Genomic DNA, 16,643 nt, shown 5'->3' on the forward strand with positions numbered 1-16,643 from the left:
GAGCAGGCGAGCCTGCTGCGACGCAATTATTCGGAATAAGAGATTTAACGATGCTCCTGAAACCAATGATGCTGCCATCCCCGATTTGAGAACCGGACAAAACGGCAACTTCATAGCCAAACCAAACGTGATTGCCTATATCTACGGACTGGCTCGAATTTAACCTCGCTCCGCTCTCCACATCATAGAACGGGTGAAAATCATGCGTCCAGATTTTAATGTCCGTCGCAAACTGCAATCGTCGCCGACACGTACATGCATACTCTCCGAGGTATTGATCTCGCAATTCTTCGTCACCATAAGGGAAGCGCCGAGATTAACTTCACATCCCATGCCAATCACGATTGTTCCTCGGTACTTCACGCTGTTCCCATTAATGCAAATCCCATGATCATTCTGGAAAACGATCTGCGTATCTTCCAAAAAACCCCTTTTCCGATAATCAATTTATTGTTGCCGCCTTTAATAAGGATGCTGCTGTTGATGCCTTGCGCATTTCCCACGACTTCATTTCCGAGAGAATCGCGATATTCGAAGTTTATTATCGCCCCTGCTTGATAATCCGGGATTCCATGGAAGCCCACCATTTTCTTTTTCTCGCCGCTATCAACAAATCATTTAACCTTGCCGTTTTCTATAGTTCTCCAAATAATTTTTCTCTTCCTTGGAATTTGTAATATGGTCAGCAATCAGCTTTTTATTACCGTTCGTGAGCAAGTCGATACCTTCCCAAAAACTCTTCTATATTTAGTGGAGATAGGATAGACACCTTCTCGCAAATAGATTTAATCTGCGCAACGACTTCCTCGTGCCACCTACTTGCCATCGACACGAATATGAGATCAACGGGCTCTTCATTCAGTAGTTCCGGAGCTCCGATTGTAACCCCACAAATTGCTGAGCCATATTTATCTGCATTGGAATCGACGATGTAGCATACCTTAACGGAAGCTGAATTAAGTTGAGATAAGAAGTATTTCGCGGTTGCTCCTGCTCCCCACAGAGCAACTCGTTTTCCTGAGTCCAAATAGAACTTTAAAATACTTATGACTAATTCCGACGCCATTTCATATTGAACTGCATGATGCTTAACAAGCAAAGAAGCCTCATAATCTCTCACAATTTGATTGACAAATTTAGGCTGTTTGGCAAGTTCTTCATCAATTTGTTTGCGTTCAACTTCTGTATTTACGCCTAGAGCGTTCATTTCGAATATTTGTTTGACTGCTTCCCGATAAACATTCATTCTATTGCCTTCTAATTGATTTAAATGTCCCCCGAACACGCTCTTTATTCGGTAAAAATCGCCTAGAATCGAATTGAATTGAGTGTCAGAATTTACACTTGTCCCCTCATACAACCCTTCAATGGAACCGTTCAACGTTAGTTCTTTGAAATCTCTAACGACCGCACTGTCTTCGGTTTTATATCTAATCATTCTTCCGCTGCTAAATTCGTCATTAAAATGGACTAACGGCGTCTCGATACAAACCAACTCGTTGAAATAGGATAGTTGGGCATACATGGACGTGTAGTCCGGAGAGATCGGCTGGAATAAATCTTGATTGAGTTGATTGCAACGCACCAATATGGAGCGATGACAACAAGAGAAAATCATCTTGGGCAAAACCGGATTGATGACGCTATGCTCTTCATTCAGAAACAGTTGCAGCACTTCGCCCGAAGTAAACCGATAGGTGCGAATGTTTTCCTCTGGATAACGAGAAAATTGGGCTTCGTTAAAAATAAAGCCCCACACAAATAATCGGATATCCATGTGCTGTCTGATGTGCTTTTCAATGACCTCAAGCGCATAGGGGGCATATTGCGCTTTATCTTGAAGCACGGTGATGTACTCTCCAGTCGCTTGGTTAAGTCCGGTCTGCCAATTGGCATGCATAGCCATTTGGCCTGTTCGAATATACTTGACCTTCCCACCTATATACTTACGAACAACTTGATAGGTTCGATCATCAACATCGTTATCTACGATTATGAGTTCCCAGTTGACGTATGATTGGTTCATTACACTTTGTATCGCCGTTTCTACAACAAAACTTCGATTGCGAGTCGGAAGCAGTATAGAGAATTTAGGGGCAACCTCACTCATCGTTACACCTCCGCGGCAATCGATTATTCAGGCTGCGTGTTTTTAAAATCACCTTCAACGTATCGCAAACATACTTCACATCATCCCGAGTTAAATTTAGACCAGACGGTAAATTGACCGCTATCGGGGAAATCGAGTACGAAACTTCATTATATTCCCGGTAGTTAAACTTAGAGCTCTCAAACTCATAGGCTGGTAAAGAACTTAGTGGATAGAAGAATGGACGAGAACTGATGTTGTGCTGATCGAGCAGCCTCATCAATTGTTCTTTTTCCATCTCTAATTCTGGATTAACGACAGCTGTAACCATCCAATAAGTATTCTTTACTTCAAGAGATGACGAGTTTAAACAGATATATGGCGTATCTTTCAAATACGCTTGGTACCAGCTGAAAATTTCTCTCTTTTGTTGCACTAGTTCATCTATTCTCTCCAACTGCGCTAAACCAAGTGCAGCCTGGAGTGAACTCATTTTATACTTGTAGCCCACCTCTTGATTATAGAATAACTTGTCCCCCGGTTTTCTTGCATGATCTCGGTTGTACAGCACTTTTCTCCAAATATTCTCGTCATCGGTGACAAGCATTCCGCCTTCGCCTGTCGTCATCGTTTTCGAGCCATGAAAACTAAAGACGCCGACATCGCCGAACGCTCCCGCTTTTTTACCTTTGTATTCGCTGCCAATCGCTTCAGCCGCATCTTCGATCACGTATAGGTTATGTTTGCGAGCGATCTGGATAATGCTATCCATATCCGGGATGTTCCCGTACAAATCGACAGGTATAACAGCCTTTGTCTTTGATGTAATTCTACTTTCAAAGCTGTCCGCGGATAAGCACCAAGAATCTCTATCAATATCTGCAAATACCGGATCCGCTCCCACATACTTCAAAGGAGCGGATGTCGCAATCCATGTAATATCAGGCACAATGACTTCGTCCCCGGCACCGACCCCCATTGCCAGCAAAGATAAATGAATCGCAGAGGTGCAGGATGGCAGAGAAACGGCATATTTCACCCCAATATAATCTGCAAAAGCTCGTTCGAATCGATCATTATATATATTTGCGTCTTCGTACCATGCATTTTTCACAGCATCGCTAACGTATTCGATCTCTTTACTTGTGATAGAAGGACCGGACACGGCTATTTTCTTATTCACCATTCCCATTCTCCTACTTTTCTAATTATTCGTGCAGGGCTTCCAACTACAACTACGTTATCAGGTACATCTTTCGTTACAACCGCCCCCGCTCCAACTATCGAATATTTCCCAACCTTTACTCTTGGAATGATCGTTGCGCCAGTATAGATCGTTGCATAATCCTTAATTTCAACGCATCCTGCCATACGGACACCCGGAGCTATATGGACACCATTTCCTACGTTGCAATCATGCTCCACGATGCTACCGGAATTAATGATAGTGCACCTTCCAATATTGCAATCAACACCTACTGTAGCGTTGAATAAAATTTGCGCTCCATCCCCAATCACAGCAGACGAAGAAACATAAGCCGATGAATGTATTACTGTTATCGGCGATAATCCAAAATCTATCAAATATTCGAATATTTTAACTCTATCCTTCCCCTTATCGCCTCCAATTGCAACGATAAAGCCTAAACCATGATTGGAATCCTGTTTAGCGATCCATTCCTCAAACCCTTTTTTTCCGTAATAAATAGGAGCGTCAAGCGGGCTGGGTACATCTATGTTGTTATCAAAGAGCGCAACAATCTTGTGCTCTCCTTCTAAAAGACATTCATGTATGACCTTTGCTTGTCCTGTTGCTCCCCATATCACGATATTCAAAGTAATAGGCTCCATTCTAATAGTTTAGATAATTAATATTCACTATCCTTAAGTGAAATCGCGCTTATCTCGAGAGGCAACAGCGAATTCCAATGGTACTTTCAGGTTGACAAATCACGTCGGCATTGTCCACAAGCGTTCGAAACCCGCCGAGCAGCGTACTCCGATCAGTGCACCCTCAGCTGACATTGGACAAGATGATGATTCAGGCCATTTTGATAATATTCACTGATAGGAAGAGCAATAGAGATTTAAAGGGACTGATGACAACATTTATTTACTCCCTAGTGCAGCTCAAAACCGCCATAGGTCGCATCCTTATCTGACATATTCCAGCATTTCAAAGGCCACGTAATGTTAAAAGCAGGATCATCCCAACGAATACCCCTTGCAGCAGCTTGTTCGTAAAAACTTCCCATTTGATAGAAAACTTCCGTATCGTCTTGAAGCGTTTGAAATCCGTGTGCGACCCCCGTTGGTATATACAGCATTTTACGATTATCGCTTGTCAATTCGACTGCCGCCCATTGAAGATAACTCTCCGAGTCAGCACGCAGGTCGATAATGACATCATAAATGGCTCCTCTTATACAACGAACGAGTTTCGTTTCTTCATAAGGAGCCGACTGGTAGTGCATTCCTCTTATTGTTCCTCGATGAACGTTGTAAGAAACGTTGCACTGCACAAAGTGGGGGTTTAGTCCGTTCTCTCTGAATTCCTTATCACAATAAGTACGGGCAAAAAAACCCCTTTCATCTTGAATAGGCTGCAATCCTATGAGATAAGCACCTCGAATGGATAACTCCTCAAACTTCATTAGTCGATCACCTCAACTGCCGGTATCGGAACAATCCATTTCCCACCCCACTCACGGATAAATTCAGTCTGTTTAATAATTTCATTTTTTAGATTCCAGGGGAGTATAAGAACATAATCCGGATGAGCCTCTTTTAAATACTCAGGTGCGTAGACAGGAATTCTCGACCCTGGCAAAAACATGTTTTGTTTATGCGGACTGCGATCGACAGTATAATCCAAAAAATCTTTTTCTATTCCGCAGTAATTCAGCAATGTATTCCCTTTCGCAGGAGCACCATAGCCTGCGATCGTTTTTCCGTTTTCCTTTAAATTAATCAGGTATCGGACTAATTGTCTCCGCAACTTTTTGACGTCCTCTTTAAACCTCTGATAGGTGACCATATTGCTAATGCCGAACACGTCCTCTTCTTGCAAAAGCAATTGAACGTTCCTTGTTACGGGGTGGCCTGCATCGCTAATGTGCTTGGCGTAAATACGCAACGATCCTCCGTGGGTAGGAAGCTCCTCGACATCGAATAATTGAAGGCCATGCTTTTCAAATAGTTGATATACCGTAGTAAAGGAAAAATAAGAAAAGTGTTCGTGATAAATCGTATCGAATTGACATTGTTGAATCAGCTTCATCAGATGAGGGAATTCCATGGTGATAACCCCACCATCACGAAGCAACATCTTCATACCTTTAACAAAATCGTTCAATTTCGGCACATGGGCAAGCACATTGTTGCCGAGCAAAAGATCCGCCTGAATTCCTTCATCGATCAATTTCTGAGCTAGCTCGGTTCCAAAAAAATCAACGATGGTCGGAATTCCCTTTTCTTTTGCTTCCTTGGCTACATTCGCTGCAGGTTCGATGCCAAGTACGGGGATGTGTTGCTGCTGAAAGTATTGAAGCAAGTAACCGTCGTTACTCGCTATTTCAACGACTTTACTTGCTTCGTTTAGTTGGAATTGGCGAACAACTTTGTCGACGTAAATCTTGCAATGCTCTAACCAACTGTCCGAAAAACTGCTGAAATACGCATAATCTTCAAATATATGTTGCGGCGATTCGAAATCCTCTACCTGGACTAAGAAGCATCGTTCACATACAAAGGTTCTTAGAGGATACATTGGCTCCATTTGCTGAAGCTTTGAAGAACTTACATAAGAATTTGCAAGAGGAGATAAACCTAAATCCACAAATGTATACTCTAATGCATTTCCGCAGATCCGACAATCTTGGCTTCTCATCGGTTACACCCCCTCCATCTCATCGAATCTTTTTATTTGTTGTGCTGAAAAATCACCCATGTCTTTATGTTCTGCATACGCCTTATACCACTGGATAGTCCAAGCTACTGCCCCATCGACATTAAGTCTCGGTTTCCAGCCAAGCTCGCGGTTCGCCTTAGTGCTATTTAAAGTAAGTAATGCTGCCTCGTGAGCTTCGACTTGCCCCTCGGAGGAATATATGACTTCATTCGGCCATATTTTTTCGGTCATATTAATGAGCTTCTTGACTGTAACAACCGACTCAGAATTGGGCCCAAAATTCCACCCTTTGGAGTAATCATCGCCCTGTTCCCACATTCTTTGTGCTAATAATAAATAACCGGATAGCGGGTCTAATACATGCTGCCAAGGTCGAACAGCGTCCGGGTTGCGAATTAGCATTGGCTTTCCGTCTGTGAGAGAACGAATGTAGTCCGGAATGATTCGATCTTCCGACCAATCTCCGCCTCCAATTACATTTCCAGCCCTCACAGATGCTAAACACTTTCCTGATTTAGAGTAAAAGGAATTTCGATATGCGCTTGTCACCAATTCAGCACAGCCCTTGCTCGAACTGTAAGGATCGTGTCCTCCCATCGGATCACTCTCTATAAAACCTGATCTTTGGCTCCCTGGATTGTCGTAGCATTTGTCGCTAGTTACATTGACTACCACCTTAACACTTTCGCATTGTCTTGCCGCTTCAAGAAGATGTACGGTCCCCATCACATTCGTGTTGAACGTTTCAATCGGTTGGATATAAGAATAACGTACTAATGGTTGTGCAGCTAAATGAAAAACAATATCAGGTTGAAACCCGCTAAGAGAGGTGCTCAATTTATGACTATCAGTAATATCTCCAAAAATGGATGTCATATTGTGACCGACTCGAGCCAAATGGTATAAGTTAGGACCTTCCGTTGGGGGTAAGGCATACCCTCCCACCTCAGCTCCATGCATTTGGAGCCATAAAGATAACCATGATCCTTTAAAACCGGAATGCCCAGTAATGAAAACTCTTTTTCTATTCCAAAAACTAGATATGCTCATATCCATACCTTCCAAGGAGGGTGCTCTGACTGCCATATTTCTTCTAACTTCACTTTATCTCTTAGTGTATCCATAGGTTGCCAAAATCCCGAGTGGAAAAAAGCGGATAAATGTCCGTCTGAAGCTAACGCCTCCATCGGTTCCTGTTCCCATATGGATTCATCCCCTGAAATATAATTAAAGATCCCCGGTTCAAGCACAAAGAACCCCCCATTGACCCAGTTGCCGTCTCCCTGAGGCTTTTCTTTGAAGCCGACAATCCGATCTGCATTAAGGTCTATTGCGCCAAATCGCCCAGGCGGCTGTACTGTCGTTACAGTAGCAAGCCTATCTTTTTGCTTATGAAAACGAATTAATTGTTTAATATTTACATCACTTATCCCATCGCCATAGGTGAAACAAAATGTCTCATTACCCACATACTGCTGAACCCTCTTGAGACGACCGCCAGTCATCGTATTCTCGCCAGTGTCCACGAGAGTAATTTTCCATGGCTCCGACGTATTCCGATGAACCGACATCTCATTCGTTCTCAAATCAAACGTGACATCCGACGTATGAAGAAAATAATTCGAAAAGTATTCTTTGATCATATACCCCTTGTACCCAAGGCATATAATGAAATCATTCACGCCATAGTACGAATACATCTTCATGATGTGCCAGAGAATCGGCTTGCCGCCAATCTGAATCATCGGCTTGGGCATGAGATGCGTCTCCTCGCTAATACGAGTTCCAAATCCACCTGCTAGAATGACAGCTTTCATAAGCGCTCCTTCCTTAACATCCGCATCTTTATTATATATCGGTTTTTGCGCCCCTAAATATAGACCTAACATGTGCCCTCTTGCCATTTTTCTCTATGTACTTTCTCCCTCTGGAGAGAAGATATGGCAACAAAAACCGAGGTAGTCTCCATCTGATCAATAACGGGATGATTCGGCTGTCAGCCCTTCTCGGCCGCTTATATACTTTAGATGCTTCGATGACGCGTGGATGATGAACAATAAACGACAATTCCTTGACGATATCTCTTCCGGCGAAAAAATCTGCGTAACCGCCCATGTGAACCAAACTTAAAATCAAAACATTCATGAAAGCTTGATAAACATGGCGCAACTCTTCTTTACCCAATTCTGAATTTAAATTGGCGAACATCCGCTCAAGATGTAAGATGCGAAAACGATAGAGGTCCGGTGAAAAATAGGAGATCGCGCTGACTCTATCGTCGGGTTTGAAAATATAATATTTGTACAGAACACGATTCAGCGTATATATCATTTGACAATGCCTAACGTAAGAGAGCACAAAGAGAACATCCTCCCCCATTAAAAGGATGGTTTCAAAGCGTAATTTATGCTCCTCGATAATGGAACGTTTAAACAACATATTGCAAGAACTCCATGAGAGCGGGGCTAGCTTCGGATTGACGTAAGAATGGAATATCCATTGCTCTGCAGTAAAACTACGTTCTTCTGTTCTATTCTCAATAATTTTGTCCGAAACATTCGCATAGCCGCAAATGACAAGATCGCTCTTATTCTCGGCGATCGCTTGCACCAACCATTTTGTCATATCGTGATCGATTTCATCGTCGGAATCCATGAATTGAATGTAGCTCCCTGTCGCCTCATCCAACCCCTTGTTGCGTGCAGCGGATACACCTTGATTCTGCTGATGGATCACCTTGATTCGACTATCCTTAACTGCATATTCATCGCAAATATCGCCGGATCGGTCTGAAGAGCCATCATTGATAAGAATGATTTCTATAGCCAAGTACGATTGATTCATCGCGCTTGCAATCGCTCGCCCCACGAAAGCCTCGGTATTATACACCGGAATAATGATAGAGACTAGCAACTGGCTCAACCCCATTCTCAATCCAATACTTGTTGACGGCCTGGCGGAATCTCGATAAATTTCGTATCTAAATCTTGCTTCTTACGGACGTAAGGATACCCTGCGAATGTTAACTGCTTCACAATTTCCCCTGGCGTTCGAGCAGCAACCAACACAAGCATGTTCTCCTTATACGGCGACAATGCCGCAGGCTCGATACATTCAACCTGATTAAAATTAAGCCCCCATTTGCTCGGATCATTGTCAGAAAAGAAATCGACCTGTACCTGTCTATCCTTCAATTCTTGCAATAAACGCAAGCCGTAGTTGCCTGCACCGAAGATGCATACCTGCCGAGCTTTGCCGTCCGAAAATTGTTTAATTTGTTCATTGAACAGCCCCAGCTTCACATTCACGTCATTCGGAACGGTGGCCGTTAGAAATTTTTGTTTCGCATAGCGATAAGCCGTTTCTAACCCGGCATCCTTTAAAACACGACTCAACTGATAGTAACAATTGTAAGGGCTTCCGTACATAGAACCCATTTCATCTTCGGATAACTGGTTCATGAAGCCCAAATATAACTCTTCTCGTTCCAGACCATGTCGACTAATCGTCTTGCTTCCCTGTTCTTCATGCTGTCGAGAAATCAGCAATGGCTCGGGCACAAACACAAGCCGTTGATGTCGAAACATTCGGAACCATAAATCATAATCCTGCGTAGTGACTAATTTCTCGTCGAATATGCCGACTCTGTCGAAATGCATGCGATGAATAAGAAGGCTGCACCCATGAATTAAGTTGTGCACAGCAGGAAAAACAGAGTTGGTGAGTTGCTCGATTGAATAACTCTGACTATCTCGAATCGGAGTCGTCCGTCCAGAATGAACATCCAATTGGTCATACTCGCTATACACAATGCGCGTCAAGTCGTTCAGTCGGAATATGGCCCCGACTTCTTTATCGATCTTGTCCGGCTTATACATATCATCGTGGGACAGCCAAGAGAAATAGTCACCTTTCATTTCTTGAATTCCACGATTAAGTGCTGTTGCGACACCGCCGTTTTCTTTCGCATAATAACGAATTCGATCGCCATAGGATATCGCGATACGTTCTGTCGCTCCATCGTCGCAAGATCCATCATTAACGACTATCACTTCTACGTTCGGATAGGTCTGTACCAGAGCGCTGTCGATTGCATCTCGCAAATAATTGGAACCGTTATAGACTGGAATAACGATGGACACTAACGGATACTCTCGGCGCACCGCGCTCCCCCCTTACTTATTCCAAACTTTCTTGTTAATAATGCCCGTATAGCTTTGAATCAAGCGAATGACCGTTGAGGACACATTCAGCTCCGCATAATCGGGGACAATCGAACCGTAATCTCCGTCACGGGCCATTCCTACAGCCATGCCTACCGCTTGTAAAACCTGATTAGGTGCTATCCCCCCCAGGATTACACAGCCTTTGTCCAATGCTTCCGGGCGCTCCGTTGAAGTGCGGATACTCACGCCGGCGAAACGGCAAATCGCGCTCTCTTCCGGCAACGTTCCGCTATCGGAAATCACGCAATAGGCGTGTTGTTGGAGACAATTGTAGTCGGTAAAAGAAAAAGGCAAAAGCGAACGGACGAGCGGATGAAACTGATACTGCCGTTTTTCAATCATTTTGGCGCTGCGTGGATGCATGGAGTAAATGACCGGCATATGATACTGCTCTGCTAACATGTTTACCGAATCCATCAGACAGTAAAAGTTTTCCTCAATATCAATATTCTCTTCGCGGTGCGCGGAGAGAATCATATATTGTCCTTTATTTAAGCTAAGCGTATCGAGCACCCGACTGTTCAAGATCCCGTCACGGTGCGCATGCAGCACTTCGGCAATCGGTGAGCCGGTTACGTAAATATGCTCTTTGCGCACTCCCTCAGCAAGAAGATAGCGCCGAGCGTGTTCGGTGTAAGGGAGATTTACGTCCGCTATATGATCAACGATCCGCCTGTTCGTTTCTTCCGGAAGGTTTTCGTCGAAGCAACGGTTACCCGCTTCCATATGAAAGATTGGGATCTTTAATCTCTTGGCCGAAATCGCAGATAAAGCAGAGTTCGTATCGCCGAGAATCAAGAGCGCATCCGGTCTTGTTGCCGCCATCAGTTCGTAAGACTTGGCAATAACGTTCCCTATCGTTGCTCCTAGATGATCTCCAACAACGTTCAGAAAGTGATCCGGCTTGCGAAGGTTTAGGTCCTCATAAAATATTTCATTTAAGTTATAGTCGTAGTTTTGCCCTGTATGTACAAACAAATGGTCGAAATAGAGATCAGCCTTTTTGATGATCTCAGACAATCGAATGATTTCCGGTCGCGTTCCGACAATCGTCATCAACTTCAGCTTTCGCATTGGAATCATCCTTTTAATGGTAATGTGGATATAACTCGCGATGAGCCCTCATCCACTCTTTGGTGTCCATCATCATCTGCTCATATGTCGGGACTTGTAACCTGAAATCCGTGCGATTATTAACAAGCGATTTGTCTACTTGAACAGCATCGCTAGGAATGATCGTAATTGCTTCTTCCCGGATCATCCGATTGATCAGTTGCAAGAGATCATACTTAGAAATTCGGGTATTGTTCACAAGATGATACAGTCCGGTGAGTTTCTCTTTCAGAGCATGATCAATCGCCTGTGCCAATGTATACGTGGACACCCCCGTCCAGATCGCACCCGTGAAACCATTAACAGTCTCTTTCTGCTGGAGAAACCAGTTAAGCAGCCCCATGCCTTTCTTACGCATATCTGGACCGATAATCGACGCGCGAAAAGTTAAATTGCGACCATCGTCAATCTCGCCAAGCGACTTCGTGATATCATACAGCGTTTCGCCATCCTTAAAGCTATCCTCGCGATAGTTTCCTTGCCTGCCGGAGAAAACACAATCGGTGCTTAAGTGAATCACACGAGCAGCCGTCCCCTTCAAACAATTCACTAAATAGTGTGGCAGGTAGCTATTCAGATAAATACCATCTGCTACATTCTGATCCACTGCCTTATTAAGCACACCTATACAATTAATAACCGCATCGAACGGCTTCCTCGTGACAGCGCTCCATATCCTTTCTTGACTCGTGGCATCCCCAACGATCGTTTCGCAAAAGGATAACGGCGATCTTGCGAAGCCTGTCACTCGATAGCCCGCTTCTTGCAGATAAATAGCGATCATATGACCGGCCATGCCACCCGCTCCAAGCACTAATACTTCCATGATCTCAACTCGCTTTGAATATAATCTAGGCTTAGCAACTTGTCTTTCACTTCCTCTACATTCAAGTTCGTTGTGCTGTTAGAAGTAAATTCTTGAAGCGTTGGAGCCGTTCGCTTTCCTTCTTCAAAGTATTGTGCATAATTCAAATCCCGGTTGTCCGCAGACACTTGATAGTAATTTCCTAAATCGCGCGCATGGAGGCATTCTTCTTGCGTAAGCAGAGTTTCATATGACTTCTCGCCATGTCGAATACCGATATATTGAATCTCGCTACTTGATGGGAACAGTTCCATAACTGCCTGTGCTAGCACGTCTATCGTACAGGCAGGCGCCTTTTGCACCATAATATCGCCTGGTTGCGCATACTGGAATGCAAACAGTACAAGCTCCACAGCTTCATCCAAGCTCATAATGAACCTTGTCATGTTGGGATCGGTGATCGTAATGGGCTTGCCCGCTTTAATCTGATCAATGAACAGCGGAATGACGGACCCCCGCGAACACATAACGTTGCCATAGCGGGTTCCACTAATGATCGTTCTATCCGTCGTTCTCGATTTCGCTACGAGCACCCGCTCCATCATGGCCTTGCTGATGCCCATCGCATTGATTGGATACGCCGCTTTGTCAGTAGACAACCCAACCACTCGTTCCACGCCTTGTTCGATGGCTGCCGTCAGGATATTGTCCATCCCGATAACGTTGGTTTTGACCGCTTCCATCGGAAAAAACTCGCAAGACGGTACCTGCTTCAAAGCAGCGGCATGAAAAATATAATCCACTCCGAACATCGCATTACGTACACTATGCAGGTCACGAACGTCGCCGAGGTAAAATTTAATTTTGTTGTTTTTATAGTGACGACGCATGTCATCTTGTTTCTTCTCGTCGCGGGAGAAAATACGAATTTCTTTAATATCCGTGTGGATGAACCTATCCAACACCGCATTCCCGAACGAGCCGGTTCCCCCGGTAATCATCAACGTCTTATTCGCGAACAAAAATGCCCCCCCCTAAGTTGTCAAACGTCGGCTCTCATTCCAAACAACTGCAACGCCTGATAATTGATCGGCAAAATATGATGAAAACCTAACTGAGATAGTGCATTTTGAATTTCTTCATGAAGATAAGGATAGGTGGCGACTAGAATAAGTGCATTTTCTTTATAGCTTATAAGCTCATCAATCCATTTCACTTCCAGACCATTCACACGGCTTGGGTTGTTCGTGCCTTTCGTAACCGCAAAGCAGATGGCATGGACACTATTAAGCGTTTGAATGTACTCCGCAGTCGCTGTTCCCACTTTACCGGCGCCATAAATAATAATTTCTTTATATTTGACTAATTGCTCGACAAACTCCTTTTCCTTGGCACGCATTTGCCCGACGTACCTCGAAATATTGTCCCCTTCCAGTAAATATATAGTATCGCTTTCCAAATCCACCATATGTAATAGTGGCATGTCAATGGCGCGGTTGATTTGCGCAGCCAATTCTTGCGGTACCGCGTTCTGTTCTGCTGCGCGATAGATGGCAGGAGCGAGATCGTCATGCAAGGCTTCGATCAATTTATGATGTAGTTTGCCGAGCTTCTCCTCGCTTGAAAAACGCAACAAATCAAGAAGTCCGCTTGCATAATCCAATATCTTAGACCGCGATAAACGGAGCAATTTATGCCCGATCCGATAACAATACGTCACTTTTTTGATTGAGTAGAAGCTTTCAGCCCGATGCAAAGCCTTCGCGAGAAATGGCGGGTCCTCGAAATAACCATACGGCGGAAAGCACAAGTCGTTCTTTTTCAAAAAATCCAATCGATAAATAAATCGTGTAAACCCATAAGAAAATTGGTATTCTCGAAAACTCACGATCTGATCGGCATGGAAGGTATAATCGCGATCTCGTGGAGAAAAGGCTGTTATCACTTTACCGTCTACAAATCTGCTAAGAGAACCTCCGCATACTAGCACATTGTTCTCTTTGGCACTACGGTACAAGCATTCGAGTATATCGTTCTCAGGATAAAAATCATCCGAATCCATAAAAGCAATAAATTCGCCCCGCGCGATTGACAATCCGCGGTTTCGCGATGCCCCAACACCGCAATTATCTTGATCCAGCACAACTAGATTCGAATACATATTGCTATATCTCCGCAATATATTAAGAGAATGGTCCGTTGAGCCGTCATTTATACAAATGACCTCTATCTCCTTCAACGTTTGCGACATTACGCTTTCTAGACAGACTTCTATATATGCCCCCATATTGTAAACGGGAATAATGACACTTATCTTCATCATCGATCAGTACCCGCTCCCGTGTGAATATCTGTCGTCGTGCTTACGGTTCACGCAAGTCAAACTTTCGATTGCTGAACTCGTCAACCAACTTCTCGGAGTCAAAATAGTCTGTATGCATCGCGCTGTTCGAACCCTTCAGCATATGGAAGATCAAATCCGGAATCGCGAGGTCAATGTCATGACCATTGCTCACGTCCCAGTTCGCTTGGCTCATATAGTCCTTTATCGCTTGGTGCATCTCTTTCAGATTATCCAATTGCTTCTCCGTTCGATGCTCGGCTCCAAATACAGGAAGCCCTACTTCATCGAATGCGTCCAGAGTCGGTTCATCGGATGTCAGCACGTTCTCCATAAGAAAATAATTGTCCATGAAATGCCACTGTTTCTCAAACACATTCTGAACGGTGTACATCGCATCGATTGGAGTCTGCGGCCTATACGTTGTCTCATAGCCTACACGAGCGAAATAAATACCTATCAACTCAAAATCAACGAAATTGGACAATGCCCTCTGGCAGGTCCCGGAAGACACAAAGTCAAAAAAACCGACTCGGTCGCCTGGTTTGAGGGGCAACGTCTGCAAATATTTGCGATAATTTTCTCTTGCGATTTGCCCTTGCTTCAAGATCGCGTCTCTGTGCCCTAACAAATATACGGCGTCTTCTTCCTCGCCTCGCTCCTGAATATCCTCGTCCGCCAGACGAAATCTGTCCTTAAGCATTTCTTGTGAAGAACCCGAATAAGCCAGCCTTGAAGCAAATAAAATATCCTCGTCATCATGCAGTCCGGCCAACACCGCAGCAGCTCTTGAGGTATAGAAATAATAGGTTTGCGGGAACCCGGGAATCGCGCCACGCAAGCTTCTGCTAATTTCCTCTAACAGGTAGCCATCTCGTGCGCTAAACAGAATTCGGTCCAGTCGCAGCTCGTGCGCCCTCTTCAACATCCAACCAAAGAAGCAGTAAATAAGCGGGGAAAAGTATGAGAACGCCATATCATAATTTCGCGCGATCCGAAATTTCCCTTCCGTTTCGCTAAACAAGAAAGGATCATTCAATTGCTTCGCGATAAACTCGCCGATAACTAGCCGATCTATTAACGTACTCGTATGCTCCAGAAGCTGGCTTGCGTAGGAGTCCTCCAGCATCGCCAGTGCACTTTTAAGGGGGAAGGTGTCCTCGATTGCAAATTGTCGAGCAGCCAGTTCATCCGCTTCATAGTTATCACCAATGTGGACAGTTTTTTGACCTCTCGTCATCGATTGCAGAACTTCGAACAAGCCGTTCCCCTTTGAAACGCCATATTCGCAAGAAACTAGCAGATGCCCGGGCTTTACATGAATGCCCAACCCGTCTAATAGAGAGCGTAGGATAGCTTCTGGTAAGTACATGTCTGAAACCAGATAGACCTCTTTGCCAGATGACACCACGAAATCAAATATCTCGCACATTCTATGCCGCCGAATTAAAAATTTGCCTTCCGTTTTGACCTCAAGATCCAACATTTCGGACCTTATAGCATCAGACAAGCCTAGCATCGCCTGTATACGACCATAGATCACCTCTAGTTTCGGATTTTCCCCTTCAGCATACAACTCTCTTTCCGCATGGATTCGCGCCTTGGCAAAATCGTAATGGACCAATCCACTATTGTTGATTTTGCTTTCCATCACATGAAACACATCTTGCGGATAAAGCGCTCGGCGCATAATCAATGTATCGAACAAATCAAAACTAACGACTTCGGATCGTATTATCTTCTCTTTCAAAACTTCCTCGCTGATCGTGCGATAGGAATCAAAAGTCTTCATCTTCCGATGATCTATGTGAAGTTGGTTACCAAGAATGTCATATACACGGATTGAATGCATCGAACTTAGCGTAGAGATTCTTCGGTAGATGATGCGAACATTATTACTGCGCGCCACAATAACAACGAGATCGGCCTTCCGCTCCACAACCTCATCCGGTGTAAAAACTGGTTTCCCGTAGATGGTTTCGCCTGCGCGAGCTTCATCCATCAGCCCAATGATATTGAAATCGGTAAAATGCTCTAAAATATGCTTTGTGTTCTGACCTATGCCATATATAACTAACCGACTGTTCAGAAATGAACCGAAATAAGTCTGGAATGCGTCAATCACATACTGTTTCTCATTCACCATGTTTTCAGTCCAT

Annotated in this window: 15 protein-coding genes; all 15 read right to left on the bottom strand. The window is 44.2% G+C overall.

Annotation, left to right across the window (positions count from 1 at the left end; all coding sequences use genetic code 11):
* Positions 1 to 359: 359 nt before the first annotated feature.
* The 15 genes from DFP95_RS17115 to DFP95_RS17185 all read right to left on the bottom strand — a co-directional run bounded on the left by DFP95_RS17115 (position 360) and on the right by DFP95_RS17185 (position 16,630).
* Positions 360 to 587: a hypothetical protein gene (locus DFP95_RS17115; RefSeq protein ID WP_115993874.1), complete on the bottom strand. Its 228-nt coding sequence runs from the start codon at positions 585 to 587 to the stop codon at positions 360 to 362.
* 113 nt (positions 588 to 700) lie between these two features.
* Positions 701 to 2,110, bottom strand: coding sequence for a glycosyltransferase (locus tag DFP95_RS17120; protein ID WP_115993875.1), 1,410 nt, complete (start codon positions 2,108 to 2,110; stop codon positions 701 to 703).
* Positions 2,103 to 3,275, bottom strand: a complete 1,173-nt coding sequence (locus tag DFP95_RS17125) for a DegT/DnrJ/EryC1/StrS family aminotransferase (RefSeq protein ID WP_115993876.1) — start codon at positions 3,273 to 3,275, stop codon at positions 2,103 to 2,105. Before DFP95_RS17125 ends, DFP95_RS17120 begins: the two co-directional genes overlap by 8 nt.
* Positions 3,269 to 3,916 (bottom strand): acetyltransferase, encoded by a 648-nt coding sequence (locus tag DFP95_RS17130; RefSeq protein WP_245987713.1) that lies wholly within the window; start codon positions 3,914 to 3,916, stop codon positions 3,269 to 3,271. The genes DFP95_RS17125 and DFP95_RS17130 overlap by 7 nt, the downstream gene beginning before the upstream one ends.
* Before the next feature lie 293 nt (positions 3,917 to 4,209).
* Complete coding sequence (rfbC, locus tag DFP95_RS17135; protein WP_115993877.1) at positions 4,210 to 4,743, bottom strand: dTDP-4-dehydrorhamnose 3,5-epimerase; 534 nt, start codon at positions 4,741 to 4,743, stop codon at positions 4,210 to 4,212.
* Positions 4,743 to 5,978 carry a class I SAM-dependent methyltransferase gene (locus tag DFP95_RS17140; RefSeq protein WP_115993878.1) on the bottom strand — a complete coding sequence of 412 codons (1,236 nt, stop codon included), beginning with the start codon at positions 5,976 to 5,978 and terminating at the stop codon, positions 4,743 to 4,745. Before DFP95_RS17140 ends, rfbC begins: the two co-directional genes overlap by 1 nt.
* A gap of 3 nt (positions 5,979 to 5,981) precedes the next feature.
* On the bottom strand, positions 5,982 to 7,049 hold the full coding sequence (rfbG, locus tag DFP95_RS17145) for a CDP-glucose 4,6-dehydratase (RefSeq protein ID WP_115993879.1): 1,068 nt from the start codon (positions 7,047 to 7,049) through the stop codon (positions 5,982 to 5,984).
* Positions 7,046 to 7,816 (bottom strand): glucose-1-phosphate cytidylyltransferase, encoded by a 771-nt coding sequence (gene rfbF, locus DFP95_RS17150; protein ID WP_115993985.1) that lies wholly within the window; start codon positions 7,814 to 7,816, stop codon positions 7,046 to 7,048. The genes rfbG and rfbF overlap by 4 nt, the downstream gene beginning before the upstream one ends.
* Positions 7,817 to 7,847: 31 nt before the next feature.
* On the bottom strand, positions 7,848 to 8,921 hold the full coding sequence (locus DFP95_RS17155; RefSeq protein ID WP_181907480.1) for a glycosyltransferase family 2 protein: 1,074 nt from the start codon (positions 8,919 to 8,921) through the stop codon (positions 7,848 to 7,850).
* An 8-nt stretch (positions 8,922 to 8,929) separates the two neighbouring features.
* Entirely contained in the window at positions 8,930 to 10,162 is a 1,233-nt protein-coding gene (locus DFP95_RS17160; RefSeq protein ID WP_115993881.1) for a glycosyltransferase, read from the bottom strand.
* Positions 10,163 to 10,174: 12 nt separating this feature from the next.
* Positions 10,175 to 11,299 carry a non-hydrolyzing UDP-N-acetylglucosamine 2-epimerase gene (gene wecB, locus DFP95_RS17165; RefSeq protein ID WP_115993882.1) on the bottom strand — a complete coding sequence of 375 codons (1,125 nt, stop codon included), beginning with the start codon at positions 11,297 to 11,299 and terminating at the stop codon, positions 10,175 to 10,177.
* A 13-nt stretch (positions 11,300 to 11,312) separates the two neighbouring features.
* Entirely contained in the window at positions 11,313 to 12,164 is an 852-nt protein-coding gene (locus DFP95_RS17170; RefSeq protein WP_115993883.1) for a sugar nucleotide-binding protein, read from the bottom strand.
* On the bottom strand, positions 12,152 to 13,165 hold the full coding sequence (locus tag DFP95_RS17175; RefSeq protein ID WP_115993884.1) for a polysaccharide biosynthesis protein: 1,014 nt from the start codon (positions 13,163 to 13,165) through the stop codon (positions 12,152 to 12,154). The genes DFP95_RS17170 and DFP95_RS17175 overlap by 13 nt, the downstream gene beginning before the upstream one ends.
* 20 nt (positions 13,166 to 13,185) lie before the next feature.
* Positions 13,186 to 14,466 (bottom strand): glycosyltransferase family 2 protein, encoded by a 1,281-nt coding sequence (locus tag DFP95_RS17180; protein ID WP_115993885.1) that lies wholly within the window; start codon positions 14,464 to 14,466, stop codon positions 13,186 to 13,188.
* Positions 14,467 to 14,506: 40 nt separating this feature from the next.
* Positions 14,507 to 16,630 (bottom strand): hypothetical protein, encoded by a 2,124-nt coding sequence (locus DFP95_RS17185; RefSeq protein ID WP_115993886.1) that lies wholly within the window; start codon positions 16,628 to 16,630, stop codon positions 14,507 to 14,509.
* Positions 16,631 to 16,643: the final 13 nt, after the last annotated feature.

The organism is Cohnella lupini, from assembly GCF_003386205.1.
Taxonomy (GTDB): Bacteria; Bacillota; Bacilli; order Paenibacillales; family Paenibacillaceae; genus Cohnella; species Cohnella lupini.